Raw genomic sequence first — 26,313 nt, forward strand, 5'->3', positions numbered from 1 at the left:
TTGCTTGCGCCATGGCCAATCCCCTCGACGATCCCCTGTATTACCTGCACAACTTCCGCCAAGTGCTGCATTGGCTGGGGCAACGCTATGCCGATTTGCTCGACGCCGACGAAGAGCATTTCATTCAGCAATTTGACAGGTTGCCGCAGCCGTCCCAGGCGTTATTGGTGCGCATGGTGATGCGCAAGGGTGTGCATTTTCGCGCGGGTAAGCTCAATTATCTGGAGATCGGTTGCCCCCATGCGGCGGCGGCGCCGTTGCTCGGGCTGGGCTGGGTGGAGGATCAGAGCCCGCTGGAGTTTGAGGTGCTGTTCAGCGTGCTGCAAAAAAGCGAACTGCTCGCGGCGTTCAAACCCTGGATCGAACACCCCAGAGGCAACAAGGCCGACTGGCTGGAACAGCTGGCCGCGCAGTTCCCCGACAGCCGCAGTTTCGCCCAGTGGTGCCCGGCGCTGCCCGATACGCTCTACAGCCTCACCGTGATGCAGTTGTGCGACCGCCTGCGCCTGATGTTCTTCGGCAACCTGCACCAGGACTGGTCTGAGTTCGTGCTCGCCGACCTGGGCATTCATACCTATGAAAAAGTTGCCTTCTGCACTGAATCCCGGGGCCTGCGCAGCCGCGATGACGTGCACGGCTACTTGTTTTTGCACCAGTGCCAGCAGGCTTTCGAGACGGGCGAAGCCGTGGATGAGGTGCTGGAGCAGATTGCCACGCTGAAAACCGACAACCCCTGGCTGGAAAAGCGCCGCGCCAAGCTGCTGTTGCAGATCGGCCAGCTGTGCGAGCGCAGCGCCGAACTGGCGCTGGCCGAGCAGATTTACCGGGCATGCAGCCACCCCGGCGCCCGCGCGCGGCTGATCCGCGTGCTGGAACGCCAGGAGGCCTACGCCCAGGCCATGGCCCTGGCGTGTCTGGCGCAGCAGGCACCGCACAGCGCGGCCGAGCAGCAACACCTGCTGCGGGTGCTGCCGCGCCTGCGCCGCAAGCTGGGCGAGCCGGCGCTGCCCAAGGCCCGGCCGCGGCCAGTCACGCGCCTGGACCTGGCGCTGGCGGTGCCGACGCCGGTGATGTCGGTGGAGTACTGCGTGCAGGCGCACCTCAGTGAGCCTGACGCACCGGTGCATTACGTGGAAAACGGGCTGATCAACTCACTGTTCGGCCTGTTGTGTTGGGAGGTGATTTTCGCGCCGCTGCCGGGGTCGTTTTTTCACCCGTTCCAGCGCGGGCCTGCGGACTTGCACAGCGAAGACTTCCATCAGCGCCGTGCGCCGCTGTTCGCCGCGTGTTTCGAGCAATTGCAGGATGAGCGCTACAAAACCAGTATCCGCCAGCGCTATGTGGAGAAATGGGGCATCCAGTCACCGTTCGTGTTCTGGAACCTGCTCAGCGACGAGTTGCTCGAACAGGCGCTGACCTGCCTGCCCGCCGAGCACCTGCGCTACTGGTTCGAACGCCTGCTGCTGGATATTCGCGCCAACCGTGCCGGGATGCCGGACCTGATCCAGTTCTGGCCGGCGCAGAAGACCTACCGCATGATCGAGGTCAAGGGCCCCGGCGACCGCTTGCAGGACAATCAATTGCGCTGGCTGGAATTCTGCGGCGAGTACCAGATGCCGGTCACCGTCTGCTACGTGCGCTGGGCGGAGCAGCCCGCTTGAGCTACAGCGTGGCTGTGCGGGCGCTGTGTGAGTTCACCGCCAAGGTCGGCGACCTCGACCTGCGTTTTACCCCATCGCCCAGCGCCCAGGAAGGCATCATCGGCCATCGCACGGTGGCGTCCCGGCGCAGCGCGCATTACCAGCACGAAGTGGCCCTTGAGGGCGAGTACCAGCAGCTCAAGGTGCGGGGCAGGGCGGACGGCTACGACCCCGACAGCAATCGCCTGGAAGAGGTGAAGACCTACCGTGGCGACCTCGGTGCCCAGCCTGCCAATCACCGGCTGCTGCATTGGGCGCAGGTCAAGGTGTACGGCTGGTTGATGTGCCAGAAGCTCGGGCTGAGCGAGATCAACCTGGCGCTGGTGTATTTCGATATCGTCGGCGAGGGCGAGACCCTGCTTAGCCAGCCCTTCCAGGCGGCGCAACTCGAAGCGTTCTTCAATCAGCACTGTGCGCTGTTCCTCGACTGGGCGCGCCTGCAAATGCAGCACCGCGAAGCCCGTAATCAGGCGGCGCAAACCCTGGCCTTCCCCCATGCCGCGTTTCGCCCCGGCCAGCGCGTATTGGCCGAGACGGTGTACAAGGCAGTGAGCACCGGCCGCTGCCTGATGGCCCAGGCGCCGACCGGCATCGGCAAGACCGTCGGCACGATTTTCCCGCTGCTCAAGGCCCTGGGGCCCCAGCAACTGGACACGCTGTTCTTCCTTACCGCCAAGACGCCCGGGCGCAAGCTGGCTCTGGATGCCGCGCAGGTCTTGTACGACAGCCACCCGGAGTTACCGCTGCGGGTGCTGGAGCTGGTGGCGCGAGACAAGGCCTGCGAGCACCTGGACAAGGCCTGCCACGGCGAATCGTGCCCGTTGGCCAAAGGCTTTTATGATCGCCTGCCCGCCGCCCGCGCCGCCGCGTCCAGGGTGCGCCTGCTCGATCAACGCAGCCTGCGCGAAGTGGCCCTGGCCCATGACGTGTGCCCTTATTACCTGAGCCAGGAAATGGCGCGCTGGAGCGACCTGGTCGTCGCCGACTACAACTACTATTTCGACTTTGCCGCCATGTTGTTCGGCCTGGCCCAGCTCAACCAATGGCGGGCCGCCGTGCTGGTCGACGAAGCCCACAACCTGGTCGAACGGGCGCGCGCGATGTACAGCGCGAGCCTCGACCAGTACACACTCAAGACCTTGCGCGACACGGCGCCGGAGTCCTTGAAGAAACCCTTGCAGCGCCTCAACCGTGAATGGAATGCGCTGCACAAGGACCAGGTCGCGCCGTATCAGGCCTACGGTGCTCGGCCGGAAAAACTGTTGCAGGCGTTGAGCCTGTGCGTCGGCGCGCTGGGCGACTACTTCAACGAGCGTCCCGAGGCCCTCAGCGGTGACCTGCAGGCCTTCTATTTCGAGGCGCTGCAATTTGCCAAGGTGGCGGAGCTGTTCAACGAACACTTCATCTTCGATATCAGCAAACGTCAGCTCAACGGCAAGCGCAGCAGCTCAACCTTGTGCCTGCGCAATGTGGTGCCCGCCCAATTCATTGGCCCCAGGCTTACCGCCGCGCGCAGCAGCGTGCTGTTTTCCGCGACCCTGAGCCCACGGCATTACTACGCCGACCTGTTGGGCCTGCCGGCGGACACGGCCTGGGTGGATGTCGAGTCGCCGTTCAAGGCGGAGCAGTTGCAGGTGCACATTGTCGAGCGTATCTCCACGCGCTTCGTGCATCGCCAGGCGTCGCTGGCACCCATCGTCGAGTTGATTGCGCGGCAGTTCACCGCGCAACCGGGTAACTATCTGGCGTTTTTTTCAAGCTTCGATTACCTGCAACAGGTCGCCCAACTGATGGCCGAACGGCACCCGCAGATTGCCCTGTGGCTGCAATCGCGCGGCATGGCCGAGGCCGAGCGCCAGGGGTTTCTCGACCAGTTCACGCAGCACAGCCAGGGCATTGGCTTTGCCGTGCTGGGCGGCGCATTCGGCGAAGGCATCGACCTGCCCGGCGCGCGCTTGATCGGCGCGTTTGTGGCGACACTGGGCCTGCCCCAGTTGAACCCGGTCAATGAGCAGATGAAGCTGCGCATGGGCGCGATCTTCGGCGCCGGGTATGACTACACCTATTTGTATCCCGGCATTCAGAAGGTGGTGCAGGCGGCGGGCAGGGTGATTCGCAGCCAGCAGGACCGGGGCGTGGTGATGCTGATCGACGACCGCTTTGGCGAGGCGCGGGTGCGGCAGTTGTTGCCCAGGTGGTGGGCCGTGCACGCCAACGGGGTCTGATGGTTTCAGGCAGCCACATTCCTCTGGTGAGTGGGCTTATTGTGGCGAGCAGGCTTGTCCTGCGTTGGGCTGCGCAGCAGCCCCAAAGCCAGGCGCTGAGCCGTATCAGGTACACCGCGTTTTGCTTGATTGGGGGCGCTGCGCACCCCAACGCGGGGCAAGCCCGCTCGCCACAATAAGCCCGCTCGACACAACAGCCCGCTTGCCACAGAGCGTTGCGCAGGCTCCCTTTCAGACCACTTCCAGGTAGGAACTTTGGATGGATCGGGCCAGTTCGCGCACGGTGTCGATGAACTCGATCAAGCGCATATGCAGGCCGTCCTCCAGAATCTCGTCGATGCCGGTGTAGCGCAGCCGCGCCTCGAACTCCGCCGCCAGGCGTTGCGCGGTGCGGCCGTAGCTGCCGGGCAGGTCAGCGAGGATCTGGCTCAGTTCCTCGATACAGGCGTGCAACGAGCGTGGAACGTCGCTGCGCAACAGCAGCAGTTCGGACACCGAGCGCGCGTTGAGGGCATTCGGGTACAGCTCGGTATACGCCTCGAAGGACGACAATGCGCGCAGCAGGGCGCTCCACTGGTAGTAGCCGCGTGCCGACAGGTCGCTGACTTCTTCGGACTCTTCGCCGAACATCTCGTAGCGCGCATCCAGCAGGCGCAGGGTGTTGTCGGCGCGTTCGACAAAGGTGCCCAGGCGGATGAAGCGGTAGGCGTCATTGCGCATGATGGTGCCCGAGGTGGCGCCGCGAAACAGGTGCGAGCGCTGCTTGACCCAGTCGCAGAAGTGGCTGATGCCATGTCGTGCGAGGCCGCCGGCGGCGATGCTGCGCATTTCCAGCCAGGTGGCGTTGAGGTTTTCCCACATGTCGGCGGTGATGCGCCCGCGTACCGCGTGGGCATTGCCGCGTGCGGCGCGCAGGCAGTTGTAGATGCTGGCCGGGTTTTCTTCGTCGAGGGCGAAGAAGTGCAGCATGCGTTCGGCGTCCAGGGTCTGGTGGCGCTCCAGGTAATTTTCCAGGGTGCCGCTGCTGAGCAGCGACATGGCCAGTTCGTCCAGCCCGTCACTGCGCCCGGCCTGGGGCATCAGCGACAACGAGTAACTGACTTCGAGCATGCGTGCCAGGTTTTCGGCGCGCTCCAGGTAACGTGACATCCAGTACAGATCTGCGGCGGTTCTACTCAGCATATTCAGTCCTCCACCACCCAGGTGTCCTTGGTTCCGCCGCCCTGCGACGAGTTGACGATCAGCGAGCCTTCACGCAGCGCCACCCGCGTGAGACCACCGGGCACCAGACGGGTTTCCTTGCCCGAGAGGACAAAGGGGCGCAAGTCGATGTGCCGGGGCGCAATGCCGTTTTCGACGAACGTGGGGCAGGTGGACAGGCTCAGGGTCGGCTGGGCGATGTAGGCATGGGGGCGCGCCTTGATGCGTTGGCGGAAGTCCTCGATCTCGGCGGCCGTGGACGCGGGGCCCACCAGCATGCCGTAGCCGCCGGAACCCTGGGTTTCCTTGACCACCAGCTCGCCGAGGTTGGCCAGCACGTGGGACAGTTCATCAGGCTTGCGGCACTGGAAGGTCGGCACGTTCTGCAGGATCGGTTCTTCGTCCAGGTAAAACTTGATCATCGCCGGCACGTAGGGGTAGATCGACTTGTCGTCGGCCACGCCGGTACCGATGGCGTTGGCCAGCACCACGTTGCCCGCGCAATAGGCGGCCACCAGGCCGGGCACGCCGAGCATGGATTCGGCGTTGAACGCCTGCGGGTCGAGGAACGCGTCGTCGATGCGGCGGTAAATCACGTCGACGGCCTTGGGCCCGTCGGTGGTGCGCATGAATACCTTGAGGTCGTGCACGAACAAGTCGGCGCCTTCCACCAGTTCCACGCCCATTTCCCGCGCCAGAAAGGCATGCTCGAAAAACGCACTGTTGAAGCGGCCAGGGGTCAGCACCACCACATTCGGGTTGTCGAGGCGGCTGGAACTCTTGAGGGTCTTGAGCAGCAGGTTGGGGTAGTGGTCCACCGGCGCGATGCGCTGTCTGGCGAACACTTCGGGGAACAGGCGCATCATCATCTTGCGGTCTTCGAGCATGTAGCTCACGCCGCTGGGGGTGCGCAGGTTGTCTTCGAGCACGTAGTAGGTGCCGTCGCCGTCGCGCACCAGGTCGACGCCGGAGATGTGCGAGTAGATGCCGCGGTGCAGGTCCAGCCCGACCATTGCCTTTTGATAGCCTTCGTTGCCCAGCACCTGTTCCGCCGGAATGATGCCGGCCTTGATGATGCGCTGGTCGTGGTAGATGTCGGCGAGGAACATGTTCAGTGCATTGACGCGCTGGATACAGCCGCGCTCGATCACGCTCCACTCGCTGGCGGGAATGCTGCGCGGGATGATGTCGAAGGGGATCAGGCGCTCGGTGTCCTGTTCATCGCCGTACAGGGTGAACGTGATCCCGGCGCGGTGAAACAGCAAATCTGCCTCGCGGCGACGCTGGGCCAGCAGTTCCGGCGGCGTATTGGCCAGCCAGCGCGAGAAATCCTGGTAATGCGCACGGCACTCGCCGTTCGCGTCATTCATTTCGTCAAAGAAAGATCGAGCCATTCCGATACCTTGTCAGTGCCCAGGGGTGCATGGGTGGCACTGCCGCTTTTAAAAACGCATTTTTTATATGAGCCCGTGGCGCAGGGTGCCAACAGGCCTGGTCCTTTCTTTCTGGTGGGGGGGCTCTGGGTCGGGGGGTAACGCTTGCTCCTGTTTACGGGCAGATGAAAGGGTTAAGCAATGCATGTGCCGAAATGGCCTTCAGGCGCCGATTACTTGTGGCGAGCGGGCTCGCCCTTTAAGCGCAGATTCCCTGTGGCGAGCAGGCTTGTCCTGCGTTGGGCTGCGCAGCAGCCCCAAAACCAGGCGCTGAGCCGTATCAGGGACACCGCGTTTTGCTCGATTGGGGGCGCTTCGCACCCCAACGCGGGGCAAGCCCGCTCGCCACAATAAGCCCACAAATTTTCCTTAACTGAACGGCATTAGGGCAAGCCCGCTCGCCACGGTGCCCCGTTCGCCACGATAGGGCGTTCCACCTCAGATCGCTCGCGCAGTGCTCTTTAATGGTGCGTAACTAACTTGAACTTCGCCCACGCTCGATTCTTCTAATTGGCATTCGACAATCTGCGGAGTACCGTCGTGCCAACCATCATCTCGCCCGATACCCCGGAATCGGCCCTGACCGACCACAGCGAGCACAACGCCAAGATCTTCGGTTCGCCCAAGGACCGGCTGGACTTCTACCGCCGAGAAATCCAGTACGAAACCACCATCCTCGCCAACCGCACCGATGCCTACCTCACCGCGCAGTCATTCCTGGTGATCGCCTTCGTCTCCGGCATGGGCAACCTCAATCCGGAGTGGGGCAAGCTGTTTACCCTGGTGGTGCCGGTGTTCCTGGTGGCGCTGGGTATTTTGAGTTCGCTGAATGCCTGGCCCGGTATTCGCGCGGCGTATGAAATCATCGACCACTGGCACTATAAGCAGAGCGAACTGCTGCGCAGCGAGCCGGTGATGGGCATGGCCTACGATGAGTCGCCGCTGTTTTCCGAAATGGAGTCCTCCCACAAGGGCTATCGCAAGTCGCTGTTGTTCTCCATGCGTGCACCCTGGCTGTTCATGGTGTTCTGGTTGGTGCTGGGCATTTATGCGTTCTATATCCAGGTCGACAATCCGATCCGCTGAGCACTCGGAAGGAACTTCGCTCGTCGGCGCGGCGCCTTAGTTTTACGCAGTACAGATTTCCCTCAGACCTGCGAAGAGGTGCCCCATGAACACCAGCGACGACCCGCAAACCAGCAACCGTAACGACCCGGCCATCGATGGCGGCGAGCCGGCCCCAGGCAGCGCTGTCAATGCGCCCAAGGATCCAGCGGCTGCCAGCGACCCCAAGGCAAAGGAGAACGAGTTCAGCCCGGATTTCGAACCCGAGCCCGAGCACAAACCTGAAACCGATGCCGATATCGATACTCAGGGCGGCTAGAGGAGAACGTCATGTCAAAAGAACTCGACCTGGAAGACGACCCCAACGATCCGGGCAACGAAGACCCGGGCTCGTTGATGGACGATGCCACCGCGCCGCTCAAGGAGGATGCCACTGTGCCTCTCAACGATCTGGATGACGCGGCAGACGTCGGCAATACTGAGCGTCAGGACTGACCCTTCGCCCTGGCTCGTCGTTCATACCATGCCAGCATTGGCTGGGTACTCAGGCCATGCACGACGATGCTCAGGGCAATCACCGATACGGTAAGGTTCACCGCCACGGCGCTGCTGGTGCCGATCAGCCCATGGTTGAGGGCGTAGAACAGGTAGTAGATGCTGCCGATGCCGCGAATCCCGAACCAACCCATCAGGCCGCGTTGCTGGCGGTCGACCAGGCTGCCCCAGGGCATGGCGAATACGCTGACCGGGCGAATCACGCAAAACAGCAATGCCGCCACCAACAGCGCGCGCCAGTCCCAATGGCTGACCAGCACGATGCCCAAGACGGTCACCAGAAACACTTCCATCGAGCGTTCCACCAGGCTGCCGAACGAGAGCATGTCGCCCATCATCACGCCTGCCGCAATCTGCGTATCGGCCAGTTCACTGACGTCGCCTTGCAGGGCACGCTCCGGCTCCACTTCCAGGTGACCGACCACGGGCAGTGCCAGGTGCTCGGCGGGTGTCCTGGCGTTGCCGGTGGATTTGAGTTCGGCTTGGCGCAGGCCGAGCCCGGCAGCGAACACCGACAGAAAACCGTAGCCACCGATCGCTTCGGCGACCACGTAGGCCAGTGCGATCAGCGCCAGGGTCAGGTAGTCATTGGGCGACAGGGTGCTGTCGTCGTGGGTGATGCGCAGCCACAAGGTGACGCGGCCGATGCCCCGGCCCATCCAGTAACCCACCAGCAACCCGGCTGGCACTGCCCAGATCAGATTCTTCAGAACCCAGCCGCCGAGCCAGTCGCCGTCGAAACCGCCATGCTGCATGAACAGCAGGCTGAAGATCACGAAGGGGAAGGCCGTGCCGTCGTTCAAACCGGCCTCGCCCGAGAGGCCAAAGCGCAGCGCGTCGTAGTCCTGGGCATTGTTGACCTGTACCAGGCCGGCCAGCACCGGGTCGGTGGGTGCCAGGATTGCCCCCACCAGCAATGACACACCCCACGACAATTGCAGCAGGTAATGCAGCGCCAGGCAGGTGCCGAGGATGGTCAGCAGCATCACCGGCCCGGCCATGCCGAACGCAGTGCGCCAGAGGCGATGGCTGAGCGGAAGGCGCAGCTTGAGGCCGCTGACAAACAGCGAAAACAGCACGGCGACTTCGGTCAGGTGTTCCATCCAGCGCGCGGAACCCTTGATGTCCAGGTGCAACAGGTCAACCCCCAGCGGACCAATCGCGACGCCCAGCAACAGGCACACCGCCGAGGTGGTCACCGGCATCCAGCGCAGGTAGGAAGAGGTGAGGGCGAGGGTGAGCAATACGGCGCCGAGTACGGCCAACCATAGAATGAATGTCATCGAGCGCGTTCCGGGCCGTGGTGTATGCAGGTTGGAGGGCCGCGCCCGGGTGCGGGTTCAAAGTGATTCCATTCACTTTGAGGGATGAGGCAGGCTCAGGCGGCGCGACGCCTGATGCTGGACTCCAGGGTGCTGGAAGGCGTGAACACCATGTCGTAGCCGCCGCCGTCATCCATGAAACGTTGAATGCCGGCCTGCTGTTCCCGACCCAACGTATAGACGTTAGCCGTGCCTGCGGTGGCAGGCTTCAGCCTGGTGCCACCTAAGGCGTGGTCCAGCGACAGAGAGTTGGAGTGGTAGAGGTACAATTGGCCGTCGGGGGCTTTTTGAATATAGGCGGCGTGCACGATTTTGTCCTTGTTATAGCCGCGCCGGCTGACAAAGGTAACGATGCCTGATTCGGTAATGTCGGCTGCATTAAAGCTGCTTTTCAGAGTGTCCGGACGGATTTGCATCATGCGGTTATAGGTCTGTGATCCGCCATTGAGTACTTCGGGAACGATCACCTTGAACGCCGTGTCAGTGATCTTTCTGTCGGCCTGGGCGGCGCGTAACGCAGTCGCATAACAAATGTCCAGTTGGGTGCTCTTATCCAGTTTTTTATACAACGTCTTCATGTTTTCGCAGAGTTCACCGCTGGAAATCACCTTGGCCTGAAAGTTCTCTAGCGGCGGCCCGAAGGGTTTTTGCGTGGCTGGGTTGATGGCATGCCATTGACCGGTCGCTTCGTCCAATTTCGCCAGTGCCCCGACATCACTTGCGCCATTGACCCCCTTGAGTGTGCCTTGGGCGATATTGGGTTTTTTCGCCAGTGCGGCCACGTCAACTTTCGTCAACCCTGCCAGTAGCTTTTCCGCGCGGGAAACGCCCCGGCGAGCGAGGTTGATAGCCCCCCGGGCCAGGTCATCCAGACCGCTCAGAGGATTGAGCGTGCCTACCGCTGCACGGCCGAGGATCTTGCCCGCACGGGCGATTTTGGACAGTGCCGAGGCTCCAACTGACAGGGCTTTCGTGACCTTGGCCGTGGCGCCAAGGCCGACCGCGAAGCCAAAGATATCGAACGCCAGGTCAACGAAACCTTCGAGCGTTTTGCCCTCGATGAAATGCTTGATCGCCGACCGGAACGGGATCAGGTTGAGCGCAATCTCTTCGATGATGCGGTAAGTGGGCACTTGCGTTTCAAAGGTTGTCGCACCTTTGGCGTAGCGCTTTATCGCAGGCAGTTCCATGTCTGCGATGACAGCCTCGGCAAGGTAGCGGGTTCTGTCACTGGCGTAGCTGTAGGGTGTGCCGTGTTCACCTTTTTTTTCATCCGTCAGTCTGTAGGGATACTCACCACCGGGCGTTATGACGTCGTATCTTTTTCCTTTGGAAGGATGCCAACTGTCGGTGGGCTGGCGCTCCTTGTAGACCTTGCCTGGTAGTTGGGTGATGGTGCCCTTCAGTCGATTGATTGCATAAGTAACAGATGTACCGTTGCGCACGGTTTCGACCAGTACAGTGCCTTTTTCAACGGGTAGGGGATGATCGTTTCGCCAGTAGTCGATTTCCGTACGGACGGTTATTTTTCCAAACTCAAGATTCTGCCGGTCTTCCAGTGGCAGGTTTGAAACCAGGGTTTTTATTTGCGCCGCAGTCGTCTTCTTCACCGCGTTGGCGTAATCGGTAAATGCCGTTTCGAAAAGCTGTCGCGGGGAGGGCAAATCCTTGATTTTTGCCAGTACCGCCTTGATGTCGATTCCTTTTGACAACGCGTTCCAGGTGCCGCGAGTAAAGTCGTCGCCAATCGGTATTGATATCACCCCGGGTATGAATTTCAGCCAAGACAGCCCAACCGTTAAATTTCCATCCGGCGCTTGTCGCAGGAAGCGGCCATCGATAAACAGATCCAGTATCGAGTAAGGGCCTGGGAAGTCCTTGTTGGAGGGTTCGAGCTCAATGCATTTCGCTTCGAACAGTTTCGGGTCCATGTCCGGCAGCGCTTTTTTCAATTGCTCCAAGGCAAGGGCGCTGGCTGTCGGCATTTGCGGGACTTGCGTTTCTGCGGCTTCGCGCAGTTCGCCAATCTGGTTGTTGAATGCGTTACACACTTCGGTCAACGCGCTTTCGGTTACCGGATAGCCCAAGCCATTTGCAACAGCCCAGTCCTTGATCGCGTCTTGCTGGGCGGCGTACTCGACCTGACGCTCGTGATCGTTAATCGGCGCAGCGCTGGCATGCAGCATGATCTGCGCATAGCTCATCCCTGCCGTTGTTCCAGGTGCTTTCGCTTCGATACGGGCAACCGCTGTGGTGAAGCTGACCCAGCTATGAGCACCTACTTTCACTTGTTTGGGGATGTCGTTGACCAGAAACTGTGGCGCTAGTCTGGCCAGTTGCAGGTGAGCCCTGATGGTTGCCGTCTCGGCGGATTCGGCGTTGCCGTTGGCGAGCAGGTATTCAGCCAGCTCCTTGACGATGATTGAGGGTGTCTTGTCGGCGTTTTGCGCGGTGACCAGTGGGAAGCCCTCGATATGGGGCTGCGGGGAGTGAGTCGTCACGCCTTCGATGTTGCTGCTGCTCTCCAGGTTCAGGGCTGCCAGCAGCCAGTCGCTGGGGCTGCCCTTGATGGCGAGCTGCTCAAAAAAGGCTTGAAGCGCTTCGCCCAATGCCTTGCCCTTGGGGGACCTGAGCAAGTCATTGAGCAGCCGCCGCGGATCGCGCAGCTCTTGCGGGGAAACAGGCCTGTCGCGCAGCAAATGAGTGAGAACGGTGTCATCGTGAAATACCCTCACAGTGCCGAGTCGAGCTGAGTGGATAACCTGCTTGAGTTGACGCTGTCTGTCCTGCTCAAGGGGTTCGGGCCAGGCCAGTGCGCCCCCCAGGTTGCCATGGATGGGTGAGGTGAGGGCAGGCGTTGCCAGTGCGGTCGCCAGGTTCTCTAACTGCTGGTGATTCGTTGGAATGTCCCAGCCGTGGTCCTTGAGCAATTTCACAAGGCTGACCCGGTTCGTTTTGCCGGTTCTATCCGGATAGTAGGAGGCGTGTTCAGAGAGATAAACGTGCTTCTTTAACTCGTTTTCAATCTGCCCGTGATAGTCGATGCCATTTTTCACGGTGTTCGCCACGTATTGCAGCGTGGAGGCGGCAACGTGGCGGGTATGGATATCGGCCAGCGCTGCTTTCTGCTCGAAGAGTGCATCTTCACTACGCGCGCTGATCAACGCTCGGCGTGTGTTCGGGTCGAGTGGCCTGAAGTTCTGATCGCGCTCGATGGTCTGCGCGCGTTGACGCCTTTCGAACGGTGTCGACCCGTTGGGCTCTTGATAAAAACGTCCGACGATCCACCACGGAACCGGTTCATCGACCTGGGTGACAGGTGGCTTGAAGGCGGTTCCCACTTCGAGTAAACGCGCAGCTTCGATAATGGGCCCGCTGACTGCGCGCCAATGGGCATCGTCTTGCCCTGCCTTGTGCGGTTTTCCCTTGACCATGAAGGCGATTTCGCCCGTCTGTGGGTCGAGCGTGATCGAGCTGCGGTTGATACCGTGGTCTTGAATCCACTGGCGCACATCGGTGGACTGGAACGCGTCACGTAGTTGGCCCCACCACTGGCCGAAGGTGGAGTGGGGCGGCACGTGATTGATGGTGGGCGTGGTGCTGCTTTGGGCGGCAACAAGGAGCGCGTTGCGGTATTGCATGGCCAGTTCGCGGTCGCCGTCGGCGCGGGAAGTGCCAGGTTCGGGTGGCGCCTGGGCGTCGCGCTGTTGTCTGGAAAGTGGTTGCCCGGAGGCGGTTGGCAGGGCAGGTAATGGCTGATTGAACGCTGGGGTGAGAGTGGAGACACGTTGCATGAAGAGGCCTTGTTTGGGCTGAGAGGCTACTAACCTTCTGTCGCCCCGGTCACGTTATTGATTCCCTCGCGCTATCGTGCATTAGATGACATTGTGTTTCGATTCAGCCATGCGTGGTTTCAGGCGAGCTCATTCCTGTGACGAGGCCGCTCACCTGATCGGGCTGCGTAGGCTTACTTCATTCTATCCAGCAATAACCGCTCCAGCGTCTCCACCGGCAACGGTCGGCTGAACAGATACCCCTGAATCTGGTCGCAGCCGGCCTCTTTCAGGAACGTCAACTGCGCCTGGGTCTCGACGCCCTCGGCGACCACCCGCAGGTTCAGGCTGTGGGCCAGTTCGATGATGGTGCGCGTGATTGCCGCATCCTGCGGGTTGGTGGTGACCTCACGGATGAACGCGATATCGATCTTCAACGTATCGATGGGAAACCGTCGCAGGTACGCCAGGCTTGAGTAGCCCGTGCCGAAGTCGTCGATGGAGATTTTCACCCCCATGGCGCGCAAGCGTTGCAGGGCGGCGATGGTGTGCTCGGTGTTTTCCATCAGTGAGCTCTCGGTGAGCTCCACCTCCAGCCAGTGTGCCTCCACTCCGGTGGTGACCAGGGTGCGCTCGATATCGGCGATCAGGTCACCCTCAATCAATTGATGGCCGGACACGTTGACCGACACCTCCACCGCGCCTATGCCGTTGAGCTGCCACGTGGCGATCTGTTGGCAGACGCGCTCGATCACCCAGCGGCCCACCGGCACGATCAGGCCAAGGTCTTCCAGTACAGGAACAAACACGGCAGGTGAGACCGGGCCATAGCCAGGCCGATCCCAGCGCAGCAAGGCCTCCAGGGCACAGACTTCGCCGTTGGCCAGCTCGACCTTGGGCTGGTAGTGCAGGGCGAACTCATTGCGTTCAACCGCTGCACGCAGGGCGTATTCCAGGTCCTGGCGGGCCAGGTCATGCACGTTCATCTGCGCGTTTGGACTGGTGTGTTTCAGCAACTGCTGTTCGAGCATCAGATTGTGCTGTCTGAGCTGATCGCTGTGGGCCTTCAGTCGCAGCAGATTGCGCACCCGCAGCCACAGCTCCAGGCGCTCCACCGGCTTGGTGATGAACTCCTCGGCACCGCTTTGCAGGCCGTTGACCCGTGCCTCGGATTCGCTGAGCGCCGAGAGCATGATGATCGGGATATTCGCGGTGACGGGATTGCCCTTGAGCTGGCTGGCCACTTCGTAGCCGTCCATGCCGGGCATCATGACGTCCAGCAACACCAGGTCGGGCGGGGTGCTGGCTATCAGGTGCAAGGCCTCTTCACCGCTGGCGGCGCTCAGGGTCAGGTAGCCCTCGTGGTGCAGCAGGGTTTCCAGGAGTTTGCGTATATGAGCGTCGTCATCAACGATCAACAGCGTTGCAGGTGAGCTGGCCATGGAGAGGACTCATGCTAGAGGTGTAATGGACGGGTTCAGCAGGGTGTCGATCACCTGGTACAGCTCCTTGTAGCGCAGGGGTTTGATCACATAGGCGTCGCAGCCGGCCAGGCGGGTTTTTTCCCGGTCCTCTTTCATGGCCATGGCGGTGAGGGCGATCACCGGGATGTGCGCGGTATGTGGGTCTTGCTTGAGCAAGCGTGTTGCCGCCAGGCCGTCCATGCCAGGCAGTTGAATGTCCATCAGAATCAGCGCCGGTTGTAGCTCGCGCGCCATGGTCAGGCCGCTTTCGGCGTCGGCGGCCCACAACACGCTGTGGCCGGCATTCACCAGCAGCAGACGGGCCAGGCGCATGTTGGCTTCGTTGTCTTCGACGATCAGGATTGCGGCCATGTGGCCTCCAGAGTCCGGTGCAGCGGCAGCCACACCACAAAGCGCGCACCGAGGCCTTCGCGGCTGGCCACGGCGACGCTGCCGCCATGCAGGTCGGTCAACTGCTTGACCATCGCCAGGCCAAGACCTGTGCCTTCGAATTTGCGCGCCAGGCTGCTGTCGATCTGGCTGAAGGCCTTGAACAGCTTGCCCATGTCGTCCCTCGCGATACCGATGCCGGTATCGCTGACGCTCAGTTCGAGAAACTGTGTGTGCGAGCCGGGCGGCAACGCAAAGTTGTGCACTGGCCAGTCGCCGGGCACCAGACCGACCTGATCGCGGCTGACTTCGCGCACGGCCAGGGTCACCGAGCTGCCGTGCTCGCTGAATTTGACCGCGTTGGCCAGCAGGTTGTAGACGATCTGTTTGGTCTTGCGCAGGTCCAGCTCGAGCCAGCCGAAGTCGTCCGGGCTGTCGAGTTTCAACTGGATACGCTGCAGCGCGGCTTTTTCGCGCACGATCAACAGACTGTTGGCGAGCAAGCCCGACAGTTCAACGGCTTCCAGCTCCAGGTCCATCATCCCGGCCTCGACTTTGGACAGGTCGAGAATGTCATTGATCAGCGACAGCAAGTGCTGGCCGCTGGTAAAAATGTCGCCGATGTATTCACGCTGGGTGTCGCTCATGTCGCCCACCAGCCCATCCTTGAGGGCTTCGGAAAAGCCGATCACCGCGTTCAACGGCGTGCGCAACTCATGGGACATGGTGGCGAGGAATTCGGACTTCATGTGGCTGGCGTGTTCCAGCTCCAGGTTCTTTTCTTCGAGGGCGCGTTCGAAGCCTTTGCGCTCGGCTTCTTCCTGCTTGCGCGCGGTGTTGTCGGTGCCGATCAACAGGTAGCCGATGATCATGTCATTGCGGTTGCGTAACGCTGTCACCGAGACCATGGCTGACAAGCGACTGCCATCCTTGCGGATATACGTCAGCTCGTAAATGTCTTCGATACCCCGCGAGGCCTTGAACACCAGCGCCTCGAACCCTGGTGTGATGGGTGTGTCGAGCTCCAGGCTGAGCGCGGCGGCGCGAGTGATCAGCTCGGCCGGGTCAGAGATGTCGGCAGGGGTGATGCGGTTGACCACGTCGGCGGCGGCATAGCCGAGCATGCGTTCGGCACCGACGTTGAAGATCTGGATCACGCCTTTTTCATCGGTGGCGATACTGGAGAAATACGCGCTGTTGAAAATGGCATCCTGCAGCGCGCCGGTCTTGAGCAGGGTTTTCTGACGTTTGAATTCGACGATCTTTTCGGCGCGCGATTGCGACGGTGTGGGTGGCGGTGTATCCATCGCTTGGGCGTTCCATGCTATTGAGGGCCGACACCGAAAACGCCGATGTCGCAGAGCATGCTCCACAGAAGATCGCCTGGGGGCGATGATGAGGAGATGAGGTCTTTGGACAATAGCAGAGATTATGGCGTTTTGATGGCCGAAAGCGCTTTGCTGGAAATCTTTCGCCCTCAATCGAATGGAATGACGCTTGGGGAGCTGCTTTGTGCGCCGTACTTTTGCACAGCGAAGACACGCATGGGGCAGAGGTCGATGAACCTTAGACCGGCGATATCGTCGCCAGTAGGCCGATACCAATGGTCAGTACCAGAAAACCGAACAGAAAAAGTGCCATCTTGGTCATGAAGCCTCCGAGAAGTTGGGCGACAGAAATGTCGGGTTGGCGCCATTGTCCCTCTGCAGGCGTTTTCGGTACAGAGGCAGCTGGCGAATATAAAACCGTATCAGATTGCGATTTGTCGAATGAGGCAAGGGCTTGCAAGAGGTGACTGTTTACCCACCGGTTGAGACAGCCAGCCGATTTGCCCCTAAGATGGCGCCCACGCAATCAACAATAAAAGTGGGCCAACCCTGCGATGGAAAGACGTCAATTCAGCGGCGGCATGAAAGGCAAGAACCTGCGTTACCTCAACGAAAATCCCGGGCAGTTGGCCTCGGTCGCTCGCGTCGGCTTTCTGTTGCTTGAACACTTTTCCCTGCCGGCATTCACCCAGACCCTCGATACCCTGGTTACCGCCAACCTGCTGCGCCCCGAGTTGTTCGCCTCGCGCACCTTCGGCTGGGGTGAGGGCGAAGTCATCAGTGACCTGGGCCTGGTGATTCGCCCCGACGCTGTGCTTGATGCGGCGGCGTTGCATGACCTGGACCTGCTGGTGATCTGCGGCGGCTTTCGCACCGAGCTCAAGGCCAGCGAAGACTTCACCCATCTGCTGCGCAGCGCCGCCGAACAAGGCATCAGTCTCGCCGGGTTGTGGAATGGCTCCTGGTTTCTGGGACGCGCCGGGTTGTTGCAGGGTTATCGCTGCGCAATCCACCCGGAGCACCGGCCGGCACTTGCGGAAGTGTCCAAGGCGGCCCAGGTCACCAGCGAACCCTTCGTGATCGACCGCGACCGGCTCACCGCCTCCAGCCCTTCGGGCGCCTTCCATATGGCGCTGGACTGGATCAAGAGCCTGCATGGCAAGGCGCTGGTTGAAGGTATCGAAGATATTCTGGCGTTCGAGGAGTCACGCTATCGGCGCATCAAACCGACCGAAAACGTCTGCGTCAGCGCGCCCCTGCGCGAAGTGGTCAAGTTGATGGACGCCAACCTTGAGGAACCCCTCGAACTCGACCAACTGGCCGTTTACGCCGGGCGTTCCCGGCGTCAGCTCGAACGGCTGTTCAAGGAGCAATTGGGCACCACGCCGCAGCGCTATTACATGGAACTGCGCGTCACCGAGGCGCGACGCTTGTTGCAGCACACCGAGTTGTCACAGGTGGATGTGCTGGTGGCGTGCGGGTTTGTATCGCCGAGTCATTTCAGCAAGTGTTACAGCGCGTATTTCGGATATCGCCCCTCCAAGGAGAAGCGGTTGGTGAAGTAAGGTGTGTGTCGTTGAGGAATTAGCTCAGGGAGTACGCATGGCTATAACACTTTTGGATCGCTATCGTGGCAGTTTGCTCGGCTTGGCCTGTGGCGACGCAGTTGGGACGACGGTCGAATTCATGCCCCGAGGCTCATTCGCGCCCGTGGTTGATATGGTCGGCGGAGGGCCTTTCAAGCTCAAACCTGGCCAATGGACGGACGATACATCGATGGCACTCTGCCTGGCGCAGAGCTTGTTGCAGAGTGGAGGGTTTGACGCGGCAGATCAGATGGCGCGTTACCTTAAATGGTGGACGCATGGGGATTTGAGCGCCACAGGCGAATGTTTTGATATTGGGATGACGGTTCGTCAAGCGTTGGCTGATTTCCAGAAAAATGGCAATCCATTTGCAGGCTCTACGGACCCATATTCCGCAGGCAATGGCTCAATGATGCGCTTGGCGCCTGTGGCCCTGTTTTACTTTCCTGATCGTCAGCAGGTCCGCGCATTCACGGCAGACAGCTCTCGCACCACCCATGCGGCGCAGGAGGCGATTGAGTGTTGTCTGTTACTGGCTGAAGCGATCAGTAATGCATTGAGTGGGGCTGCTAAAGCTGATGTGCTTCGGTTTCCCAATCTCTCCCTGTCGGCACCGAAAGTGTCGGCTATTGCAGGCAGTGAATATCAAGCGAAGTCGAGTAACGACATTGTGGGTTCCGGTTATGCAGTGGCTTCCCTGGAGGCTGCATTCTGGTGCTTCCATCACACCCATTGTTTCGCCGACGCGGTACTCGAAGCAGCAAATCTGGGCGATGACGCCGATACAACCGCTGCCATCGTTGGGCAATTGGCCGGCGCTCACTACGGAGTTCAAGGCATTCCTTCCGGATGGATGGAAAAACTGTGGATGCGCGATGAGATTCAACACATTGCCGAGGCATTGTTCAGGGCTGCCGCCTCTAGACTCAAAGACTTTTAAGCAGGCCGAGGCCTCTGTGGCGAGCGGGCTTGCCCCGCGTTGGGGTGCGAAGCGCCCCCAATCAAGGAAAACGCGGTGTACCTGACACTGCACGGGGTATGGTTTTGGGGCTGCTGCGCAGCCCAACGCTGGGCTTGCCCTAATGCCGTTCAGTTAAGCCAGCGTGATGCTCGAAGCAACGAGCGGTGCGACTTTTCGGTGTACATATCGGTTTGTGCGGTAACGGCGACTTAGGGTTCCGCCCTGACGGCGGCTCACTTTTGAAAAGCGCAAAAGTAAGCAAAACGCTCCTGCCCCAACACTCGGCACCTCGCCCAGGCTCGGTGTGCCCGAACGCAGGCTTTGGAGCGTGGGCCGCCGCGATGGGCCATCCTTGGCCCAGCGCGGCTAACCCGGCGTCCTGCCGGGTTACCCACGCTCCAAAACCTGCGTTCGGCCAGCGTGTTTGACGGGGCGCCTAAGATCAAGATCAAAAGCGCGGCGGCCTGAGAGCCGACCGAAATGGTCTGCCGAACGCTGTAAAAAATGTGGGAGGGGGCTTGCTCCCGATGGCGTCGGCCCAGCAAACATTGATGTTGAAGACCCACCGCTCCCACAGGGGAGCTGCGTTTAACTGACTGGTATTAGTGCAAGCCCGCTTGCCACAGAAAGGCCCGCTTCCAGGATTTGATTCTGATTTTTAATCCCTCAGAACCGTGAAAGACGATACGACGCCCATTGCGGGACGTTTTGATGAGACAGCATTTGCCCAATCATCTGTGCTGTCACCGCGGCCTGGGTCAGCCCCAGATGCTGGTGACCGAACGCGAGCAGCACCTTGCCCCCACAGACTTGATCAATGATCGGCAGCGAGTCCGGCAGGGACGGCCGAAACCCCATCCAGGGGGTCGCGTTGTGGCGGTTCAAGTCTTTGCGGAACAGGCCCTGGCTCAGACGGTACAGTTGCCATGCGCGTTCCATGTTGGCGGGGCGGTCCAGTCCGGCGAATTCCACCGTGCCGGCCAGGCGCAGGCCGCCGCTCATGGGGGTCATGATGAACTTGCGCTCCAGCGAGGTGACCGCCAACGGCAGCCTGCCGTGCTCGTGGGGCAGCATCAGGTGGTAGCCGCGTTCCGTGTCCAGCGGGACTTTCTTGCCGGTCAGGGCCTCCGTCAGTTTGGCGGAGTGGGCGCCGCAGGCAATCAGGACCTGCCGTGCGGTGAGGGTTCCCTGGTCGGTCGCCAGCGTGACGCCATCGCCTTCAATCCGTCCATCGAGTACCTTGCGCTGGATAAAACGTACACCGTTGGCCTTGGCAGCATTAACCAGAGCATGCACCACCGTGTAGGGATCGATAAAGTGCCCGGTGCCCGGAAAAAACAAACCGCCCTGGATGCGCTCACTCAACTGCGGCGCACCCGCCCGGACCGCATCGCCCGGCCAGAAGGTCACCGGTACGCTGTGTTGCTGCATGCGCTGTTGCAAGGCATCGATGGCGTTTCGCGAATCGGCTCGCTCGAATACCAGCAACGAGCCGTCGTTGCGCAGCAGTTGTGGCTGTCCGATGGACTCAAGCAGGCGGCGCCAGGCGTCCAGGCTGCCTTCATTCAGGGCCCGAAGACCTGCCACTGTGCGTCGATAGGCGTCCGGCCGCAGGTTGAGCAGCAGCCGGGCGAACCAGGGCAGGGCGCGGGGCAGGTATTTCCAGTCCAGGCGCAGCGGGCCCGTGGGGTCCAGCAGCATCGCGGGCAGGCGTTTGAGGATCGCCAGGTCGGCGATCGGAAATACCTGCTCGGTCGCAAGATGGCCGGCGTTGCCGTACGAGGCGCCCATGCCCGGTTCCTGCGCGTCGATCACCAGCACCTGGCGTCCTTGCCGCGAGAGTTGCAGAGCACAGGCAACACCGATGATGCCGGCGCCGACGACAGTGATGTCTGGCGGGGGGTGATCGCACATGGCCTGTTCGCTCCTACACCAACACCTCGGCCGTCCAATTGGCATACCAGTTGCGGAACAATGTGTATTGCTGCTCGGCATAGCGCCGCTGGGCATCGCTGAGCTCATCGGTCTCGTTGAAGTGCAGCGCGTAACCCTGGTCCCCGTTGAGCACCATCAGGTGCTTGTAATACAGCACCAGGTCGCAGCCTTCATCGAAGGAAGACAGCACCGCCAGCGCTGTTTCCAGCTCGCGGGCCAGGCGAGCGGCCTTGGCGTCGCCCAGGGCGGCCTTCTGGCTCAGCGCCACCAGTTGCAGCACTTCCCGTGGCAACGCGTTGCCGACGCCGGTGATGGCCCCGGTGGCGTTGCAATTGACGAAGCCATGCACCACTTGGGTGTCGACGCCGACCATCAGGGTCACGTCGTCGTCCTGGGACGTGATGTTCTCGGCGGCGTAGCGCAGGTCGGCGGCGCCGCCGAATTCCTTGAAGCCGATCAGGTTCGGGTGCTGGCGGCGTAGCTCGAAGAACAGCTCGGCACGCGTTGCGAAACCGTAATAGGGGCTGTTGTAGATCACCGCCGGCAGGTTCGGCGCTGCATTGAGGATCGCTGCGAAGTGGGCCTTTTGCGCGGTAGCGGATCCGCCTCGGGAGAGTACGCGGGGAATCACCATCAGGCCCTGGGCGCCGACCTTGGCGGCATGCGCTGCATGGGCCACGGCCTCACGACTGTTCACCGCGCCAGTGCCGACAATGGTTGGCACCCCCGCGGCCACCAGGCGCGCCACGCCTTCCTGACGCTGGGCGTCGGTGAGCAGCGGCCAGTCGCCCATCGAGCCGCAGTACACCACGGCGCTCATGCCGATATCGATCAGCTCGCGGCCTTTGGCGACCAGCGCGTCGAAGTCGGGCTTGCGCGCGGGGGTGCAGGGCGTCATGAGGGCAGGGATGCAGCCGCTGAAGATGTTCTGGGTCATTGTCGCAACTCCTTGTGTCAGACGAATAGGGTCGGGGCGCAGATGCCCCAGGCAAAAGGGTCCTGCTCGTCGATCAGCAGTACGCTGTCGGCGGTCACGTAGGCGCGGCCGGTGATGAAGGGCCGCACCTGTTCGCCATCCCATTCATAACGGCCTTCGAATTGGCTGCCGGTAATACCGGCCTGTAACCAGATGTCGCCTTCGGCGAGTTTCCCGTCGGCGGCCAGGCAGGCGAGCTTGGCGCTGGTGCCGGTGCCGCAGGGCGAGCGGTCGTAGGCTTTGCCTGGGCACATGACGAAGTTGCGGCTGTCAGCCTGGGCGTCATCGGCGAACAATTCGACATGGTCGATCAGCGCACCTTCCGCCCCGTGAATGCCCTGATCCTGGAGGGCCTTGAGCAGCGTCCAGGTGTAGTCGCTGAGCGCGTCGACATGGCTCATGTGCAACGCCTGGCCGTGGTCCGAGACCAGGAAAAACCAGTTGCCGCCCCAGGCGATATCGCCATGTACCACGCCATGGCCAGGTACCTGCACCGCAACCTGTTTGCGGTAGCGCCAGGCGGGCACATTGCGCAGAGTAACGGCGCCGTTGGTGTGCAGCGTGGCGGTTACGCTCCCGACCGGCGTGTCGATGAGGTGGTCGCCCGGGCCGATATGGCCGAGAAAATGCAAAGAGGCTACCAGGCCGATCGTGCCGTGGCCGCACATGCCGAGGTAACCGGCATTGTTGAAGAAGATCACCCCGCAGGTGGCACCTGGCGTTACCGGCTGGCAATACAGCGCGCCCACCAGCACATCGTTGCCGCGCGGCTCCAGCAGGCAGGCGCGGCGCCATTGATCGTGGTGTGCGCGCAGGTTTTCGAGCTGGGCGGCCATGGTGGTACCGGCCAGTGCAGGAAAGCCGTTGAGGACCAGGCGCGTGGGTTCGCCGCCGGTGTGGGAGTCGATGACATGCAATCGTTTCATGGAGCGCTCCGTCAGTGCACGTTGCCGGAAGAAGTCATGGCCGCGTCTTCTTGTGACTGGCCTAGCCTGAACGGGTCGGCCGCATGCCGATTGATGTTTTGCGCAACTGTGGATGACGATTTCGGCACAATGGCCGTGCTCGACAGCGCCTTAGGCATGGGGCAATCTGCTGGACTTCGACGTATGAAGGGGCGGTCAGATTCATGATGCACAGCGCGTTTGCGAACCTTATCCAGGGCTGTCGCCCCCAGAGCATCGAGCACTTGCTGGCTGGCGTGGCGCAACTGTTACCGCTGCTGGATGTGATCCCCACTGCGACGATCTTCATCAAGGACAGCGATGCCCGCTACGTGCTCGCCAACCGCACGCTGGTGCAGCGTTGCGGCCTCAGGCAGCTGCAGCCGCTGTTGGGCAAGACCAGCGCAGAAGTGTTTCCCGCGCAACTGGGCCCCGGCTATACCGAGCAGGATCGGCGCGTATTGCAAGCCGGCGTTGTGCTTGAAGACCAGCTCGAATTGCACCTCTACGGCACTCGCGAGCCCGGCTGGTGCCTCACTCACAAATGGCCGCTGTACAACGATGTCGGCCAGATCATTGGCCTGGCGGGTATTTCGGTCGATCTGCAGTCGGCGAGCGAATCCCACCCGGCCTACCAGCGGTTGGCGGCGGTCGACGAATACATTCGCGCACATTTTCACCGCCGTGTAACCCTTGTGGAACTGACGCGCATCGCCGGAATTTCCGTGGCGCAGTTGGAGCGCTACTGCAAGCGCGTGTTCCAGCTTACGCCCCGGCAGATGATCCAGAAGGTGCGCCTGGAGCATGCTCATCGACTGTTGCTGCATTCCGAGCTGCCGATTACCGAGGTGGCGTTGCAGTGTGGGTACACCGATCACAGTGCATTTACCCGCCAGTTCAAATCCTCCACCGGCTTCACCCCGAGGCAGTATCGACAGGCCTCGGAGTGAAATTTCAGGTGTGCGTGCACTCAGAAACTCTGGCCCAGGGAGAACTGGAATATCTGTGTATCTGCATTTTCAGGGGTGCGAATCGGATAGGCCAGATTGACGCTCAATGGGCCCAACGGGCTGTACCAGGTCACGCCGACACCTACCGAGCTGGCCAGTTGACCCAGCCCGATAGTGCCGCATCCCTGGGTGGTGCTGACATAGCATTTATCCGCGTAGACGCTGCCCACGTCCCAGAACACGGAGGTGCGCAAGGATTTGGTGTCTTTGACGAAGGGTATGGGGAACAGGTATTCCATGCCGCCCGTGATCAGGACGTTGCCGCCCAGCGCATCGCGGTCACGGTCGGTGTAGTACGCCTGCCCCTGGCGGGAATAGGCTCCGGTCGCGGGCGTGTTGCGGGGCCCTAGCGTACCGCTTTTGAAGCCGCGCACTGAGCCTTCGCCGCCGGAGGTGTAGTTTTCATAGAAGGGCAGGCCATCGGTGGAACCGTAGCCATTGGCGTAGCCGAGCTTGGTATGCAGGCGCAGGGCGGTGTCAGTGCTCAGCGGCACGAACGTCTGGCCGGTATAGTCGAGCTTGTAGAAGCTGAGGTCGCTGCCGGGCACTGTCACCGTCATGTTCAGGCTCTGCGAGTGCCCGCGTGTGGCGAGGATGCCTTTGTTCAGGGTCGATTCCGACCAGCCAAGTTCAGCCTTGAAGTTGGTGAACGCCTTGCCCTCTCGGCCAATGAACTCATAGATTTCATCGGCGCTGTAGGTGCCCGGCTCGATACTGTCACGTTGTGCCGTAAGGCCGAAACTCAAACGTGAAGTTTCGCTGATCGGGTAGCCGATTTTCGCGCCCAGGCCAAAACTGTTGAGCGCGTAATAGGAGCGTCCGTTGTCGTAGTAATTGTTGTAATCGGTCTTGCTGTAAAAACCGTTGTAACCCAGGCTGACCCCGTCCTTGGTGAAGTACGGATCTGTAAAGCCCAGGTTGTATTTGCTCTGGTAGGTGGAGCGGGTCAAGCCCAGGCTGGCGTAATTCCCGCTGCCGAGGAAGTTGCGCTGGCTGATCGACCCGCTCAGGATCAGCCCGGCGCTCTGGGCGAACCCGACACTGGCGGTGATGGAACCGGACGATTGCTCCTCCACACTGTAGTTCACATCCAGTTGGTCATCGGTGCCCGGCACTGGCGGCGTCTCGACATTGACCTCCTTGAAGAAGCCCAGGCGCTCAAGACGTACCTTGGACTGGTCGATGAGGAAAGTGGATGCCCATCCTCCTTCCATCTGGCGCATTTCGCGGCGCAGCACCTGATCCTGGGTCTTGGTATTGCCGCGAAAATTGATGCGATTCACGTAGGCACGCTTGCCGGGGTCGATGGCAAACACCAGGCTCACCGTGTGATCGTCCTCGTGCACCTGGGGTACGCCATTGACGTTGGCGAATGTGTAGCCGTCATTGCCGAGGCGGCGTGTGATCAGCTCAACCGTTGTGGTCATCAGTTGTCGTGAAAATACCTGGCCCTTGCGCACCAGCAGCAGTGACTGTATCTGGTCTTCCGGGATTTTCAGGTCACCGCTGAGTGTGACGTCGCGCACCCGGTAGCGGCGGCCCTCCTGAATGTTGACGGTAATGTAGACGTGCTTTTTGTCTGGCGTGAGGGAGACCTGCGTCGAGCTGATATCCATGTTGATATAGCCACGGTCCAGATAGTAGGAGCGAAGCCGTTCAAGGTCGCCGGAGAGCTTCTCGCGGGCGTATTTGTCGTCGTTCCTGAAGAACGACAGCCAGTTGCTGGTTTTCAGGGTGAATTGATCGGCGAGCTCTTCGTCGCTGAATACCGTGTTGCCGACCACGTTGATATGGCTGATGGCGGCGACGGCGCCTTCATCTATCGTGACTTTGAGCTCGACCCGGTTGCGTGGCAGGGTGATTACCTGGGCATCGACCGAAGCCGAGTAGCGGCCCTGGGCAACGTACTGGCGCGCCAGCTCGTTGCGCAGGCCTTCGAGGGTGGCACGCTGGAAAATCTCGCCTTCGCCCAGCCCGGCCTGTTTCATGCCTTTCAACAGATCGTCGGTTGCGATGGCTTTGTTACCTTCAATCGTGATGCTGGAAACCGTCGGGCGCTCCACCACATTGATGATCAGCACATCGTTTTCCCGTGCCAGCTGGATGTCCTGAAACAATCCGGTCTTGAACAGCGCGCGGGTGGCCTGCGCCAGTTGGCGGGCGTCCGCTTCCTCACCTATGTTTAGTGGCAGTGCACCGAAAACGCTGCCAGCCGAGACCCTTTGCAGGCCGTTGATACGGATATCCGCAATCGTCAGGGTTTGGGCCTGTAGCAATGAAATATCAAGCAATAGCGCAACCGTGCAGAGCAAGCGCGAAGAAATCATCAAAATCTTTCCAGAACACATCGACGCGGAAGCATAAGAGCGCGGTGGGTATGGTGCGGTTAACCCAGTGTCAAGTTAGGTAAAGGTTGGAATGACGTCATGACGCTGGTCAGCGAAAAC

The 26,313-nt window shown here is 61.0% G+C and carries 19 protein-coding genes; 8 read left to right on the forward strand and 11 right to left on the reverse strand.

Going from position 1 to position 26,313, the window contains the following annotated elements:
* Nucleotides 1-11 precede the first annotated feature (11 nt).
* Complete coding sequence (locus ACXX81_RS09605) at nucleotides 12-1,661, forward strand: VRR-NUC domain-containing protein (protein ID WP_458572574.1); 1,650 nt, start codon at nucleotides 12-14, stop codon at nucleotides 1,659-1,661.
* The gene (locus ACXX81_RS09610) at nucleotides 1,658-3,925 is read left to right on the forward strand and encodes an ATP-dependent DNA helicase (protein ID WP_458571572.1); all 2,268 of its coding nucleotides are present in this window, start codon (nucleotides 1,658-1,660) and stop codon (nucleotides 3,923-3,925) included. The genes ACXX81_RS09605 and ACXX81_RS09610 overlap by 4 nt, the downstream gene beginning before the upstream one ends.
* A 231-nt stretch (nucleotides 3,926-4,156) precedes the next feature.
* On the opposite strand, the gene ACXX81_RS09615 is transcribed toward ACXX81_RS09610, so the two are convergent.
* Nucleotides 4,157-5,107 (reverse strand): alpha-E domain-containing protein, encoded by a 951-nt coding sequence (locus tag ACXX81_RS09615; protein WP_209982174.1) that lies wholly within the window; start codon nucleotides 5,105-5,107, stop codon nucleotides 4,157-4,159.
* 2 nt (nucleotides 5,108-5,109) lie between these two features.
* Nucleotides 5,110-6,519: a circularly permuted type 2 ATP-grasp protein gene (locus ACXX81_RS09620; RefSeq protein WP_209982173.1), complete on the reverse strand. Its 1,410-nt coding sequence runs from the start codon at nucleotides 6,517-6,519 to the stop codon at nucleotides 5,110-5,112.
* A gap of 579 nt (nucleotides 6,520-7,098) precedes the next feature.
* On the opposite strand from ACXX81_RS09620, the gene ACXX81_RS09625 reads away from it, so the two are divergent.
* The 3 genes from ACXX81_RS09625 (at nucleotide 7,099) to ACXX81_RS09635 (ending at nucleotide 8,118) form a co-directional block, all read left to right on the forward strand.
* Nucleotides 7,099-7,644, forward strand: coding sequence for a hypothetical protein (locus ACXX81_RS09625; protein WP_209982171.1), 546 nt, complete (start codon nucleotides 7,099-7,101; stop codon nucleotides 7,642-7,644).
* An 85-nt stretch (nucleotides 7,645-7,729) separates the two neighbouring features.
* On the forward strand, nucleotides 7,730-7,942 hold the full coding sequence (locus ACXX81_RS09630; protein WP_209982169.1) for a hypothetical protein: 213 nt from the start codon (nucleotides 7,730-7,732) through the stop codon (nucleotides 7,940-7,942).
* Between the two features lie 11 nt (nucleotides 7,943-7,953).
* Nucleotides 7,954-8,118: a hypothetical protein gene (locus ACXX81_RS09635; RefSeq protein WP_209982167.1), complete on the forward strand. Its 165-nt coding sequence runs from the start codon at nucleotides 7,954-7,956 to the stop codon at nucleotides 8,116-8,118.
* On the opposite strand, the gene ACXX81_RS09640 is transcribed toward ACXX81_RS09635, so the two are convergent.
* From ACXX81_RS09640 to ACXX81_RS09660, 5 genes are all read right to left on the reverse strand, one after another.
* The gene (locus ACXX81_RS09640) at nucleotides 8,109-9,461 is read right to left on the reverse strand and encodes a cation:proton antiporter (RefSeq protein ID WP_209982165.1); all 1,353 of its coding nucleotides are present in this window, start codon (nucleotides 9,459-9,461) and stop codon (nucleotides 8,109-8,111) included. The two genes, ACXX81_RS09635 and ACXX81_RS09640, sit on opposite strands and share 10 nt — an antisense overlap.
* A 95-nt stretch (nucleotides 9,462-9,556) precedes the next feature.
* Entirely contained in the window at nucleotides 9,557-13,294 is a 3,738-nt protein-coding gene (locus ACXX81_RS09645; RefSeq protein WP_458571573.1) for a DUF8038 domain-containing protein, read from the reverse strand.
* Between the two features lie 173 nt (nucleotides 13,295-13,467).
* On the reverse strand, nucleotides 13,468-14,715 hold the full coding sequence (locus ACXX81_RS09650) for a two-component system response regulator (protein ID WP_458571574.1): 1,248 nt from the start codon (nucleotides 14,713-14,715) through the stop codon (nucleotides 13,468-13,470).
* A gap of 9 nt (nucleotides 14,716-14,724) precedes the next feature.
* Nucleotides 14,725-15,108 carry a response regulator gene (locus tag ACXX81_RS09655; protein WP_209982158.1) on the reverse strand — a complete coding sequence of 128 codons (384 nt, stop codon included), beginning with the start codon at nucleotides 15,106-15,108 and terminating at the stop codon, nucleotides 14,725-14,727.
* On the reverse strand, nucleotides 15,093-16,433 hold the full coding sequence (locus ACXX81_RS09660) for a sensor histidine kinase (protein ID WP_231421334.1): 1,341 nt from the start codon (nucleotides 16,431-16,433) through the stop codon (nucleotides 15,093-15,095). Before ACXX81_RS09660 ends, ACXX81_RS09655 begins: the two co-directional genes overlap by 16 nt.
* 602 nt (nucleotides 16,434-17,035) lie before the next feature.
* On the opposite strand from ACXX81_RS09660, the gene souR reads away from it, so the two are divergent.
* Nucleotides 17,036-18,019: a transcriptional regulator SouR gene (gene souR, locus ACXX81_RS09665; RefSeq protein WP_322214571.1), complete on the forward strand. Its 984-nt coding sequence runs from the start codon at nucleotides 17,036-17,038 to the stop codon at nucleotides 18,017-18,019.
* A 37-nt stretch (nucleotides 18,020-18,056) separates the two neighbouring features.
* The gene (locus tag ACXX81_RS09670) at nucleotides 18,057-18,980 is read left to right on the forward strand and encodes an ADP-ribosylglycohydrolase family protein (RefSeq protein WP_458571575.1); all 924 of its coding nucleotides are present in this window, start codon (nucleotides 18,057-18,059) and stop codon (nucleotides 18,978-18,980) included.
* Between the two features lie 687 nt (nucleotides 18,981-19,667).
* Here the strand turns inward: ACXX81_RS09670 and ACXX81_RS09675 are convergent.
* Genes ACXX81_RS09675 through ACXX81_RS09685 form a run of 3 tightly spaced genes read right to left on the reverse strand, consistent with a single transcriptional unit; the run spans nucleotide 19,668 to nucleotide 22,838 of the window.
* Nucleotides 19,668-20,915: an NAD(P)/FAD-dependent oxidoreductase gene (locus ACXX81_RS09675; protein ID WP_458571576.1), complete on the reverse strand. Its 1,248-nt coding sequence runs from the start codon at nucleotides 20,913-20,915 to the stop codon at nucleotides 19,668-19,670.
* 13 nt (nucleotides 20,916-20,928) lie between these two features.
* On the reverse strand, nucleotides 20,929-21,873 hold the full coding sequence (locus tag ACXX81_RS09680) for a dihydrodipicolinate synthase family protein (protein ID WP_458571577.1): 945 nt from the start codon (nucleotides 21,871-21,873) through the stop codon (nucleotides 20,929-20,931).
* A 17-nt stretch (nucleotides 21,874-21,890) separates the two neighbouring features.
* A complete protein-coding gene (locus ACXX81_RS09685) occupies nucleotides 21,891-22,838 on the reverse strand; it encodes a 4-hydroxyproline epimerase (RefSeq protein ID WP_322213637.1) in 948 nt (315 codons plus the stop codon).
* 203 nt (nucleotides 22,839-23,041) lie between these two features.
* Between ACXX81_RS09685 and ACXX81_RS09690 the strand changes: the two genes are divergently transcribed.
* Complete coding sequence (locus tag ACXX81_RS09690) at nucleotides 23,042-23,806, forward strand: PAS domain-containing protein (RefSeq protein ID WP_458571578.1); 765 nt, start codon at nucleotides 23,042-23,044, stop codon at nucleotides 23,804-23,806.
* Nucleotides 23,807-23,826: 20 nt separating this feature from the next.
* Here the strand turns inward: ACXX81_RS09690 and bamA are convergent, their stop codons facing one another.
* Nucleotides 23,827-26,193 carry an outer membrane protein assembly factor BamA gene (gene bamA, locus ACXX81_RS09695; protein ID WP_458571579.1) on the reverse strand — a complete coding sequence of 789 codons (2,367 nt, stop codon included), beginning with the start codon at nucleotides 26,191-26,193 and terminating at the stop codon, nucleotides 23,827-23,829.
* Between the last annotated feature and the right edge of the window lie 120 nt (nucleotides 26,194-26,313).

This window comes from Pseudomonas sp. GNP013 (genome assembly GCF_054343995.1).